At 63.1% G+C, this 12,280-nt stretch carries 10 protein-coding genes and 2 pseudogenes; 5 read left to right on the forward strand and 7 right to left on the reverse strand.

The window, feature by feature from the left end; translation table 11 throughout:
• Window positions 1-35: 35 nt before the first annotated feature.
• On the reverse strand, window positions 36-1,112 hold the full coding sequence (locus V6M37_RS02250; protein WP_332670719.1) for a YCF48-related protein: 1,077 nt from the start codon (window positions 1,110-1,112) through the stop codon (window positions 36-38).
• Window positions 1,113-1,489: 377 nt separating this feature from the next.
• On the opposite strand from V6M37_RS02250, the gene V6M37_RS02255 reads away from it, so the two are divergent.
• Complete coding sequence (locus V6M37_RS02255) at window positions 1,490-1,678, forward strand: hypothetical protein (RefSeq protein ID WP_332670720.1); 189 nt, start codon at window positions 1,490-1,492, stop codon at window positions 1,676-1,678.
• 102 nt (window positions 1,679-1,780) lie between these two features.
• Window positions 1,781-5,380, forward strand: coding sequence for a PAS domain S-box protein (locus V6M37_RS02260; RefSeq protein WP_332670723.1), 3,600 nt, complete (start codon window positions 1,781-1,783; stop codon window positions 5,378-5,380).
• Window positions 5,381-5,558: 178 nt separating this feature from the next.
• Here V6M37_RS02260 and ycaC read toward each other — a convergent pair whose 3' ends face one another.
• From ycaC to V6M37_RS02270, 3 genes and pseudogenes are all read right to left on the reverse strand, one after another.
• Window positions 5,559-6,185, reverse strand: coding sequence for an isochorismate family cysteine hydrolase YcaC (gene ycaC, locus V6M37_RS02265; RefSeq protein WP_332670875.1), 627 nt, complete (start codon window positions 6,183-6,185; stop codon window positions 5,559-5,561).
• A gap of 495 nt (window positions 6,186-6,680) precedes the next feature.
• Window positions 6,681-6,866: pseudogene (locus tag V6M37_RS18705) on the reverse strand (VOC family protein); the annotation flags it as partial.
• A gap of 36 nt (window positions 6,867-6,902) precedes the next feature.
• The gene (locus V6M37_RS02270) at window positions 6,903-7,166 is read right to left on the reverse strand and encodes an Lrp/AsnC ligand binding domain-containing protein (protein ID WP_332670724.1); all 264 of its coding nucleotides are present in this window, start codon (window positions 7,164-7,166) and stop codon (window positions 6,903-6,905) included.
• Between the two features lie 271 nt (window positions 7,167-7,437).
• Between V6M37_RS02270 and V6M37_RS02275 the strand changes: the two genes are divergently transcribed.
• Complete coding sequence (locus tag V6M37_RS02275; RefSeq protein ID WP_332670726.1) at window positions 7,438-7,947, forward strand: hypothetical protein; 510 nt, start codon at window positions 7,438-7,440, stop codon at window positions 7,945-7,947.
• A 233-nt stretch (window positions 7,948-8,180) separates the two neighbouring features.
• Window positions 8,181-9,893, forward strand: a complete 1,713-nt coding sequence (locus V6M37_RS02280; RefSeq protein ID WP_332670728.1) for an HAD family hydrolase — start codon at window positions 8,181-8,183, stop codon at window positions 9,891-9,893.
• A gap of 251 nt (window positions 9,894-10,144) precedes the next feature.
• Here the strand turns inward: V6M37_RS02280 and V6M37_RS02285 are convergent, their stop codons facing one another.
• The 3 genes and pseudogenes from V6M37_RS02285 to V6M37_RS02295 form a co-directional block, all read right to left on the reverse strand.
• On the reverse strand, window positions 10,145-10,708 hold the full coding sequence (locus V6M37_RS02285; RefSeq protein ID WP_332670731.1) for a mechanosensitive ion channel family protein: 564 nt from the start codon (window positions 10,706-10,708) through the stop codon (window positions 10,145-10,147).
• 158 nt (window positions 10,709-10,866) lie between these two features.
• Window positions 10,867-11,562 carry a DUF6064 family protein gene (locus tag V6M37_RS02290; protein ID WP_332670733.1) on the reverse strand — a complete coding sequence of 232 codons (696 nt, stop codon included), beginning with the start codon at window positions 11,560-11,562 and terminating at the stop codon, window positions 10,867-10,869.
• 51 nt (window positions 11,563-11,613) lie between these two features.
• Window positions 11,614-11,985: pseudogene (locus tag V6M37_RS02295) on the reverse strand (Tn3 family transposase); the annotation flags it as partial.
• Here V6M37_RS02295 and V6M37_RS02300 point away from each other — a divergent pair.
• A complete protein-coding gene (locus V6M37_RS02300) occupies window positions 11,919-12,230 on the forward strand; it encodes a DsrE family protein (protein ID WP_332670736.1) in 312 nt (103 codons plus the stop codon). The pseudogene V6M37_RS02295 and the gene V6M37_RS02300 overlap by 67 nt on opposite strands.
• Window positions 12,231-12,280 lie beyond the last annotated feature (50 nt).

Raw genomic sequence — 12,280 nt, forward strand, 5'->3', positions numbered from 1 at the left:
GAATGAAAGGCGCGGGGGGATGCGCGGTGCGGCGCTCAGTTGCCGAGCGGCATCCAGCGCGTGCCGTCCCAGCGTCCGACGTTGGCCCCGGCGAACCAGGCCAGCTCGCCGGCGGGGACGACGCGCGTGTGCCACGACAGGTCGCGCGCGTCGAGGCGCGCCGTGCTCCAGTTCGCGGCGTCCGCGTCGGCGCGCACCCAGCGCCCGAGACTGCCCGCGCCGACCCAGCGGCTGCCCGCGCGGTCCCAGGCGATGTCGAACATGTGGTCGTGGACGCCGATGTCGACCTGGCGCCACTCGCGGCCGCCGTCGCGCGTCACGAGCACGACGCCCTCGAGCCCGACGGCGACGCCGACGTCCGCGTCGCGGAAGGCGAGCGCCATCAGCGAACTCGGCACCGGCGCCTCGACCTCGCTCCAGCTCGCGCCGTCGTCATCGCTGATCAGGATGCGGCCGAACTCGCCGACGACGCGGATACGGCCTTCGCCGAGCAACGCGACGTCGTTCCACGCGACGTCCTCCTCGTCGCGCAGCCGCGCCCACGTGCGGCCGTGGTCGCGACTCATCAAGAGCGCGCCCATCTCCCCGGTCGCGGCCGCGACGCCACCCGCGGCGACGCGCACGCGGTTGAGCTTGTTCGCGACCTCGGAGCGCGGCACACCGGTCGCCGCCGTCCATGTGCGGCCCGCGTCGGCGGTGAACAGGATCACGCCGTCGTTGCCGACCGCGACCGCGTGCGACGCGTCCCACACCGCGATGTCCTGCAGCGTCCGGTCCGTCGGCGTCGCGAAGCGCTCCGCGCGGCCGTCCCCGCCGAGCGCGAGGATCTTGCCGTTCGACCCGGCGACCCACACCTGCCCGCCCGGCGCGAGCGCGAGGCCGTAGAAATGGTCACGCTGTTCGAGCACCGGCGGCTGCACCGTGATGCCGACCGGCTGCGGCTTGATGAAGAGCCCGGCCCAGAGTAGCCCGCCGATGATCGCCCACGGCAGGATCGCGACCGGCGCGCGTGCGAGCGATCTGCGCGAAACAGGGCGGCTGGAGGCGGGCGGCGTCGCGGCGAATGCGTGCGTCGGCGCGCATCCCGCGAAGTTCTCGGGAAATCTGTCCATGGGCGTGTCGCTCTCCGGAGGCCTCGTCTGTCGGCGAAGTGAAGGGTTTTCCATGGCTGTAACCCTAGGGCCGGGGCAGGAGAGGGACTATCCGCAGCGCGCAGGACCTATCCCGTTCGTGCAACTGAATCCACACCGCGAGAGGGGGAACAGCACCGGATCTCGAACGGAGATCCAGACCGGCGGCGGGAGCCGCGGGCATCGGGCGTAGCGTCGGAGCGGCATTTGCTGCGGACGAAGCAAAAGGCGAGGGCCGGGCGCCGCCAAGACCTTTTAGGGCGCTTTGCCCGTCGAGCGTGTTCGAGCGAAGGGGATCGCGATGACAGGAAAACGCCGGCGCCGCGGCGCCCGAAGGCTTCCGCTACGAGGCGGACGTCGTGTCGATCGACGAGGAGCGCGAGCTCGTCGAACGTCTCGCCGCGCTTCCGCTGCTCGTCGACGCGGTGTTTATCGGCCAGTTAACGCTGAGTCGCCTCAATTGCCCGCATAAACAGGTACGCTACTTCAAAATCGGACTCTTCCACCTTATGAAGTTAACGGCAGGCAGGCGGGGCTTCCTTCATTAACTCTCTGGAACTGAAACCACACTGTCAGAAGCTGGGCTAAGCATATGTTGCGGGAACAATAAGCAGGAACGAGCGTGTGTCATTAATTCAAGGCGAATTGCTATGGACGTCGTGCAAAGCGAAAATTTGGCTGAATACGCAGAGAATTGGGGATTGTTCGCCGACCAAATTCTCGACTTTGCCATCTATATGCTCGACCCAACCGGCCGAATCCAAAGCTGGAATGCGGGCGCGGAGCGCTTGTACGGTTATGCGCCACAGGAAATTATCGGTTGCCATTTTTCCGTGTGTTACCTACCTGAAGAGGTGGCGGCAGATCAACCTCATCGTGCACTGGAAATTGCAGTGCAGAATGGTACCTACCAAGAAGAAGGGCTAAGGGTAAGAAAGGACCATACGTCTTTCTGGGCGGCGACAACGCTCACGGCGCTCAAGGACGAGGCAGGCAAGCTGCGGGGCTTTGCCAAACTGACGCACGACATCAGTCGCCACAAAACGAATGAAGCCAAATATCTTGCCCTGTTCGAAAACAGCCATGACGCAATACTGCTCACGAGGCCGACTGATGGCGCCATTCTCAACGCAAATTCAGCGGCATGCCATTTGTTCGGCTATGCAGAACAGGAACTGTTGGATAAGCGACGGGACGATCTGGTTGAGCTGACCGATCCGAGATTCGTGGACGCCTGGGCAGAGCGTGCTGCCACAGGGGCTGCCGTAGCCGAGATGACTTTTATCCGCAAAGGCGGTGAACAGTTTGAAGCTCGGGTCGCCTCCAAACTCTTCCTGGATGAAAGCGGGCAGCAAATGAGCTGCACGACCCTACTAGACATCACCGAGAAAAAGAAGGCGGAAGAAGCGGTGCGGGCCAGTGAAGAAAAATACCGCACCCTGTTCGACAACATGACCGAAGGCTTCATGCTGGGGGAACCGGTCCTCGATTCATCCGGCCATCCAGTGGATCTCCGCTATCTGGAAGTCAATGAGGCTCTCTATGCCCAGACCGGCCTCCCCAGAAATATAGTGGGGCGTCGGCTGCGGGAGTGTCTCCCCCAAATTGAACAGCTATGGATCGACCGCTACGCCGCCGTCGCCCGCACGGGGAAGCCGGACTTGTTTGACGCCTACAACGCCGACACCCGGCGCCATTACGAGGTCCATACTTTCAGCCCTAGCCCCGGCCGGTTTGCCGTGCTTTTCCGGGACATCACCGAGCGCAAGCGGGCCGAACAAGCCATCAAGGACAGCGAACGGCGCCTGGCGATGGCCTTGGATGCGAGCGCTTCGTCCGTGTATGACGCGGATATGGCCACCGCCACCGTACACGGTGACAACCGGCACTTCACCATGCTGGGCTACGCTCCAGGGGAAGTGACTTCCCTGGCCGACTGGTGGAACCTGGTCCATCCGGATGACCGGGAGGCCGCGTCGGAACAATTCGATGACATGATCCAGGGCAGAAGCGATCGCCACCAGTCAGAAGTGCGGGTGCGGGCCAAGGAGGGCAGCTGGCGCTGGATCTTTTCCCAGGCAACCGTAGCTGAGCGGGATGCCCAGGGACTCGCTGTCCGGCTGATCGGCACCCTTACTGACATCACCGCGAGAAAACAAGCGGAAGAAGCATTACGGCAGAGTGAAGAACGGTTCCGCTTACTCTATGAAAATGCGCCGCTTGGCATCATCCATATCGACCAGAACGGGTACGTCACTTCCGTCAACAAGAAATTTGCAGAACTATCCGGCTATTCGCCGGAAGAGGCTGTCGGGCTGACCGGTGCCGATCTCGCGCTGCCGGAGGAGAGGGAAACTATTAGGGGGCGCTCAGAGCGGCTGCTCTCCGGGGGCAGGAGGGTGGCTAATCTGGAAAGGCGCCTGTTACGCAAGGATGGCAGCACGATATGGGTCCGTATAACTGCCAGCCTCATGCGCGACACCTTGGACCGGCTGCAAGGGGGCATTTTGATATATGAAGACATTGCCGAGAGAAAGCAGGCAGAAGAAGCGTTGCAGCACAGTGAAGAGAAGTTCCGTGCCACGTTTGAACACGCCCCGCTGGGCATCGCCGAATGCGCCGTCGACGGCAGGGTCCTTGAAGCCAACGCCAAGCTGGCCGATATCCTGGGTTATACCAAAGACGAACTCGCCCGCTTGACCGCCTCGGAGTTGAACCATCCGGGCGACGTGGAAGAAACGCTTGCCAAGCTTCAGAAGCTGGCCACAGGCGAGGCCGACTTCTATGCGATGGAGAAGCGTTACCTTCGCAAGGATCGTTCGTTGGTTTGGGTGAATGTCACCGCATCGCTGGTGCCCATCCCTGGGAAACCGCATTACCTGGTCCTGACTGTCGAGGACATCACCGAACGCAAGAAGACCGAAGCAGACCTCAAGAGGGCGATGGAACGGTCGTATCACCAGGCCAATCACGACATGCTCACCGGCCTGGCCAACCGCGCTGCCTTCCATGATCGCCTGACGGACGCGCTGGCTTATGCCAAACGGGATGGACATCTGGTGGCGCTTCACCTGCTGGACCTGGATGGGTTCAAATCCATCAACGACACACTGGGGCATCACATCGGCGACCTGTTGCTCCAGGAGGTGGCCAAGCGACTCAAGTCGCAGGTGCGCAACACCGACCTGGCGGCCCGGCTGGGCGGCGACGAATTCGTGGTGATCCAGACCCATCTGGCTGAACCGCCTGCCGCAGGCGTATTCGCCGGCAAGCTGGTCGAGGAACTGGGACGCACCTGTGTGTTGGAAGGCCAGGAAGTGCACAGCGGTGCGAGCATCGGCATCACTGTCTTCCCCAACGATGCCACCAACCCGGAAGAATTGATCAAGCACGCCGACCTGGCCTTGTATGAAGCCAAACATCGCGGGCGGTTCAATTACCAGTTCTATCGAAAGGAACTCGGCGCCGCCTTCCTCGAAGCGCAACGTCTGGAGCAGGAACTGGTGCGTGCCCTGCGGGAAAACGAATTTTGCCTGTACTACCAACCGCAATTCGACTTGAAGAATGTGGGACGCATGGCCGGCATCGAGGCGCTCCTGCGGTGGCGCCATCCGGAACGAGGAATGCTCGCAGCGGCCGAGTTCCTTCCGGATGCGGAACATGCCAAGCTGATGCTGCTGATCGGCGAATGGACGTTACAGACCGCTTGCCGGCAGCACAAGGCGTGGGTCGATGCAGGTCTTTCCGTGCCGCTGACGCTGAACCTGTCAGCGACACAATTGCGCGACCCGCGCCTGTTGGAAACGCTCGAACGCATACTGGAGGAAACCGGCCTGCCGGCCTCGATGCTGCAACTGGAGATGCGGGAGAGCGTGCTGTGGGACCCGAAGTTCTCAAAGAACCTGCTGGCCCAACTGAAAGAGCGCGGCCTGCGCTTGGCCCTTGATGATTTTGGCACTGAAATGACGGCACTTCCCAGTCTCGATAAGTTCCCGTTGGATGTGGTGAAGCCTGGCCAAAGGTTGGTGAAAGGGTTGTCCTCCCATCCCCGCGGGGCGGCCCTCCTGGCGGCGATTATCGATGTGGCGCACAACCTGAACATTGCGGTGTGTGCAGACGGGGTGGAAACCGGTGACCAGTTCACTGCGGTGAAAGAACTGGGTTGCGATTCGGCGCAAGGGTATTGGCTGAGTGCGCCCCTGGATGCTCACCAGATGCAACAACGCATTGATGCTGCTCTGACGCATTGATCGTCCGCTTTTGGGCCGGACTCGGTCAGCTTGCCTAGGGCGGAAAAGCGCAGCGCCTTCCGCCGAATGAAGGATCCTCTCCTCATGTACATCGAGGCGCAGGAGATCGACACCCCACTCGCGCATTGTCACGCGCCATACCGGATGGCGCGTGCCGTACGCGATCGCGTTGCAATCCTTACCGGCCCGACTTCAAGGTGTTGTAGCTGGTGATCAAATTTCGATAATCGGGGATGTGGTTCGAGAACAGCGTGCCGAGCCCCTCGATGTCGTTGCGCCAGTCACGGTGCAATTCGCATGCGACGCCGAACCATGTCATCAACTGGGCGCCGGCGGCGGACATCCGGTCCCATGCCGAATGACGCGTCACCTCGTTGAAAGTGCCCGACGCATCGGTCACGACAAAAACCTCGAAGCCCTCTTCGATGGCGGAGAGCGCAGGAAAGGCCACGCAGACTTCCGTTACCACGCCGGCGACGATCAGCTGCTTCTTGCCGGTCGCCTTCACCGCCTGCACGAAGTCGGCGTTATCCCAGGCGTTGATCTGGCCGGGCCGCGCAATATAGGCGGCGTCCGGGAACATTTCCTTCAGCTCCGGCACGAGCGGGCCGTTGGGACCGTCCTCGAAGCTCGTGGTCAGGATCGTCGGCAGCCGGAAGTATTTCGCCAGATCGGCGAGCGCCAGCACGTTGTTCTTGAACCTGTCGGGCTCGATATCCCGCACCAGCGACAGCAGGCCGGCTTGGTGATCGACCATTAGAACGGCTGCGTTGTTCTTGTCGAGGCGTACATAAGGATTGTTCATCGTTACGCTCCTTTCTCTCAACAGGGGGAAATTGCCGCACCGTTTCCGCCAGCGTGAACGACGGATGGGTGCGGCCGCGTGTGGCGCGCGGCGGGCACTTCGGTATTCGGTGACGTTCAGGAGTCTCGCGCCGAACATCCGGAGTAGTGGATAGCGACGAGGAGCGTTAGCCTGGCAGTCGCGCGCCAACCATCAATACGTCAAAGAGTGGGCGCAAGATCCACACCCAACGAAAGGTGTGCGCCTTTTCAGTGGCTTAGTGCTTCGCAGGCGGGATCCGGCGGCCCGCGTGTAAAGGAGCCCGACGAAATCGATTCCGTTCGCGGAGGGGCGCTGCCGTCCCCTAGACCTTCGGTATGTCGATCTGCTGGAAATCGGCATTAAGTTGCGACGTCCGCGTCGCGGAATGCTGCCGCTATCCGCAAAGTGGGCATGGAGAGAATCGGTTAAAGGCTTCCAGGCCTCGTCGCACTTCAGCGGTTCGCCTGCGAGGCATCATTCCCACGTGTTGGCTCCCTGCTCGAAGTCGCCGCGGTAGGGGCTGCCAACGCAGAATCGATTTCCACTGGGAGCTTGCATGACTACCCACCCATCATTGCGAGAGGCTACTGTTGCTCCTAGGCGCTCCAAGCGCGCGACTTCTGAGTGAATTGCATCTGTCTCGATATCGAGATGTGCACGTGCTTCATGGCGGACTACAACAGTCGCTTCCCCGTATCAAACAGGCAATGCAGTAGAAGACTTCACGTCTCGCAGGGAAAGATTCGACCGAATCGAGGTCACCCCTGGCAGCTTGCGAAACTGGTCTCGAACGAACGTCCCGTATGTGTCCAGATCCTCGGCCACGATTTGAATCATGTAGTCGCAATCACCGGTGACGTTATGGCAGGAGAGTATCTCGGGCATGCTGGCCACGAGCTTTTCAAAAAGTAGCGGCGTTTCGCCGGCATGGTTACCCAAAGTCACCTGGACAAAAGCCACGACGCCATACCCGAGTTTTTTTCGGCTGAGATTGGCCTGAGCCCTCAATGAACCCTTCCGCCTCTAGGCGTTGAGCAATGTCAGCTCGGGCAAGTGCGCGGAGCGGCAAACGGCCGGTGCGAAGGGGGCGCGAGGAGACCGGTCGCGGCGCCGAGCGCGACTGTCGAATTGGCGCACGCCGCGATGCCGTCAGTCCCGTCAGCCGTCACTTGAATGCCCGCAACGGTCGCCTATGTTGAACCAAGGGACAGCAGGGTCGAAGGAGCGGGCGATGACGATTGCCAAGGCAGTGGCATGGGCGGCGCTCGGTGGCGCTGTCGGTCTGGTGACGGGCGGTTCATTCGCGGCTGCCCCCGGCGGTGCGAGTCTGAGCGAAGCCGACAAGGTTGCCGTATTCAAGGCGGCCAAAGCCGTGCAGCGCAAGGGCAAATGGGTCGTGTGCGCGGATGACCCGAACGCGACCGGAGCCACCATCGAGACCGTGCGCGACCTCAACGGAGACGGTCTTCCCGAAGTCGTCGTGACCGAGGGCGGCAGCTTCTGCTACGGCGCGGCCGAAATGGGCTACCAGCTGTTGAGCAAGCAGCCGAACGGCGCCTGGAAGGTGATGTCGAGCAACAGCGGAATTCCGCAGTTCCTGTCCTCCCGCGGCGCAAACGGCTGGCCCGACATTTCCGTGGGCGGTCCCGGCTTCTGTTTTCCGGTCGAGCGCTGGAACGGCAAGGCGTATGCGCTGCACCGCTTCGAGTATGAAGGTAAGCGCTGCAACCCGCCGCGCTAGCTCGGTACTTCATCCGATGGATCGGCGGGCTCATCGGCTGCTGTCGGGAGCGCTGCCGGCGGTGTCCGGAGCCATGGAACGAACCGAGGTTGGGGGAAAAGACGTGCGAACGGGGGTGCTCCTGCCCATGAACTTACCCGGCCGAACTGCCTCAAATTGCGAAGCCTGAGCGGGGCGCGGCTGTAGGGCGGCTCGTGGGGCCCGTGCTGTCAGCGACAACAGGGGGATTCCGCGTGTACTTCCTCGCCCTCGCAACCGATTACGACGGAACGATCGCTCACCACGGCGCCGTGGACTCCGAGACGCTGGCGGCGATGGAGGCCTTCAAGGCCTCCGGGCGACGGCTGATTCTCGTCACCGGCAGGGAGCTGCCCGAGCTGCTGCAGGTCTTCCCGCAGGTGAAGGTGTTCGACCGTGTCGTCGCGGAGAATGGCGCGCTCCTTTACGAGCCGGCGACCGAGCAGGAGCGCTGCGTCGCGCCACCGCCACCCCCGGAGTTCGTCGAAGCGCTCGAGCGCCGCAACGTGCCGCTGTCGGTCGGCCGCTCGATCGTCGCCACCTGGGAGCCGCACGAGACCACCGTGCTCGAGGTGATCCGCGACCTCGGACTCGAGCTGCAGATCATCTTCAACAAGGGTGCGGTGATGGTGCTGCCGGCAGGCGTGAACAAGGCGTTCGGCTTGGCCGCCGCGTTGCAGGAGCTCGACCTGTCGGCCGCCAACGTTGTCGGCGTGGGCGACGCGGAAAACGATCACGCGTTCCTGCGCGCCTGCGGCTGTGCGGCGGCCGTGGCGAACGCCCTGGAGTCGGTCAAGGACGAAGCCGACGTGCGCCTCGAGTGCGACCACGGCGCCGGCGTCGTCGCGCTCATGGACATGATCCTCCGCGAGGACGGTGGCATCGTCGCTCCGCAACGCCACGGCCTGCTTGTGGGCGCCGACCGTGCCGGCCGCGAGGTCTATCTCGAACCCCACGGCGGCAGCGTGCTGATCGCCGGCACTTCCGGCATCGGCAAGTCGACGCTCGCCACCGCGCTGACCGAGCGCATGGTCGAGAAGACGCTCGAATTCTGCGTGTTCGATCCGGAAGGCGATTACGACCAGCTCGAGAGTGCCGTTTCCGTCGGCGATGCGAAGTCGGCCCCCAACGAGGACGAAGCCCTCGCGCTGCTGCGCACGCGCACGGCGAACGTCGTCATCTGCACGCAGTCGCTGAGCCCCGCGGAGCGCCCGACGTTCTTCGCCAAGATGCTGCCGCAGCTTTCGGCTTTGCGCGCGAGCACCGGGCGTCCGCATTGGGTGATCGTCGACGAGGCGCATCACGTGCTCGGCGCCGCGCGCGACAACATTGCGCAGGTGCTGCCGGAGAAGATGCTCGCGACCATCATGATCACCGTGCACCCGGAGACCTTGGCCGCCGAGGCTCTCAAGGCGGTTCGCCATGTGCTGACGCTGGGCGAAGACGCCGCGGAGACGCTCGCCAGGTTTTGCCGGTCGGCGGGTGTCGCGCCGCCCGATGCACCCCCGCTGGAAGAAGACGAGGTGCTGTTCTTCGACCTCGATTCGGATGAGCCGGCGCGCCCGCTGAAGGCGATCAAACCCAGGCAGCTGCATGACCGGCACGCGCGCAAGTACGCGGAGGGCGAGCTCGGCGAAGACATCAGCTTCTATTTCCGGGGCCCCGGGAACAAGCTCAACCTGCGCGCGCAGAACCTGATGCTGTTCGGGCAGATCGCCGAGGGCGTCGACGCCGGGACCTGGGAACATCATCGTCGTGCGCGGCAATACTCCGCGTGGTTCCGCGACGTGATCAAGGATGACGAGCTCGCGCGCGAGGCGGTCGAGATCGAGGCCGATGCGTCCCTCGACGCGGACGAGAGCCGCAAGCGCATCCTCGCTGCGATTTCGCGCCGCTACACGGCGCCTGCGCGCGGCCACCGGACCTGAGAAATCCTCGGAAGGCTTCCATCTTGACGACCCCGCGAGGCGGGACACCTACGAACCCATGACTGCCGTAAACTAAAGCGGGCAAAGAGAATCGGAGCTGCCGAAGGCAAGCTGAGCAGCAGCAAGTCGGGAGCTATCGCGAAGGATTCATCGTATACGGCAGCCCTACCCGGACGAATTGCTCGTGCAGAGGTGCCGCGGAAGCGTCCAATCTGGAGAGCGCCGAAGATATCGGGGCCGTCTGGCTCCGCTCAGATTTGCTCCCGCTCCCATTCCGTCGAGCAGCGGATGATGCGCTGGAAGAACAGGCTGTTCGGCACGCGCAGGACCGCGCCACGGTGCTCTGCCGACGTTTCCTGCAGCGTCGTGTAGATCAGGTTGATGTCGATCACGTTGCCCTTGAGTCCCGGCTTCTCGCCGTTTTCGAGCACCTCGACGTGGTCATGGAGGCGAAACGGCCGGACGGTGAGGATCAGAAGCGTGCAGAAGATGTTGGACAGGACGCTCCACGCGGCGAAGAACGCGACCGCGCCGACCGCCGCGAATCCGGTGAGCGCCGTCCACAGCACCGTGGCCGAGACGCCGAAGCGGTCGAGGATCAGGAGCAGCGCGCCGAAGTAGACGAGGAAGGCGAGCCCTCTGCGCGCGCCGAGAACCATTTCCGGTGGCAGGCTGTAGCGCTCGCCGAGGCGACGGATCAGGCGCGAAAGCGACAGGCGCAGCACCCACGCGCCGACGATGATCGCGACGACCTGCAGACCGAGCGTGCTCACTTCGAGCCACGGGAAAATCCATTCGGGGAATATCTGTCTCATCTCATCCGCGTCGGGAGTTACGGCGGGGCGGGCGCCGCCCAAGCCGCGAATTGTAGTCGACGCGCTCCAGAGTAAGCCGGCGGCGGGCGCGTCGCCGGAAACGGCGCTCGCGCTGAGTTGCGCGGCCAGCGCGGACCCTGGACCAGGTGTGCGGCCGATCAATCCGATCGATCGTCGACCGGCTCGACCCGATCGGGCCCGTCGTTCCGGACGTTTCCGACCGGTTTCGTCACCGGGACAAACAGAAGATATACGCCGAGCACTGCAACGACGACCAACCCGAAGTCCTGGGGAACGTCCAGCGCAAAGGCCGCGCCTGCCCCGATCAAGGACCAGACCAGCGGTCCGATGACCATCGTCCTGGAGAATCCGGGCGAGGCCATGAGCAGGATTCCGAACGTATAGAGCGTCGTCGGGCACGGAAGCCCGAAAGTCGGCGTCCGCGGATAGCGGTGCCCGATGGACTCGCCGATGACGGGATACAGCGCCAAGGCGTAGAGGATCACGAGCAGGCCGACCGCCCGACGGCTGGAAATGCCGGACTCAAAGACCAGACCGTTCCGGATTCCGCCGGACCAGACAAAAGCACCCGCCGCGCCCAACGAAACGGCCGCGAACAATGGTGCGGTCGGGTTCACCGCCCAGAAGAATGCCAAGTGATACACGAGCGCAAGCCATGCCCAAAGCACAGCCAGCCCGAAGGCCACGAATCGGCCTGCTCTTCGCGGCGCCAAAAGAATCAGTACGAGCAGCGCTATTGCGATAAATGCGAGCACGAACTGCGCTGGCCACACCGCGTTGTTGTATGCAGCGAAGACGTCGAAGAATTGCGCTTTTGTGAAAGGAAAGTTCATTTCTTTCGCTCGCTATTAGGGAGCGGCTCACGAAACGGAAAGAATCGTACGCTAAGCTTCGCCGAGCACCCGTAGCGGCCGGAATTTGCCCTGCTCGACGTGTTTGTTCTGCCGCCAGATGTAGTCGCCGGTCAGGTTGATGTGCTCCCAGCCCAGCGGCGAGCGATGCGGCAACAGCTTCTCGTCGATGTCTTTGCCCGAGTCCCGCAGCGCCTGGATCGCCCGCTCCAGGTAGACGGTGTTCCATAAGACAATCGCGGTCACCACCAGATTGAGGCCGCTGGTGCGATAGCGTTGGTTCTCGAAACTGCGGTCACGGATTTCGCCGAGCCGGTTCAGGAACACGGCGCGCGCCAATGCGTTCCGACGCCGAGCGGGCTGCCACCCCGTTCGTCGCCGCACAGGCCGCCGCTGCACTCGATCTGGAAGTGGAGCTGCTGTTCACCGCCCGATCGGTGCACTGGCTGCTGGCTGCCCAGCACGAAACCCCGATCGGCTTCGGAAGCGAAACCGTTCCACTGGCGACGTACCTGCAAGCCTGCGCCCAAGCCGGGGTGCAGATGCGGGCTTGCAGCCAGGCCTTTGCCGCGCTGGGATTGCCGCGGGAGGCGCTCGTGTCGCAATGCTCGGGGCTCGGCGGCATGGTCGCCTTTGTCGAACGCACGTAAGATCCACGGTGGAGCACGCTGGTTTTCTGAACTCTAAGCTGCGCTGGCGC

Origin of the sequence: Aromatoleum sp. (assembly GCF_036675785.1) — a bacterium.
Taxonomy (GTDB): domain Bacteria; phylum Pseudomonadota; class Gammaproteobacteria; order Burkholderiales; family Rhodocyclaceae; genus Aromatoleum.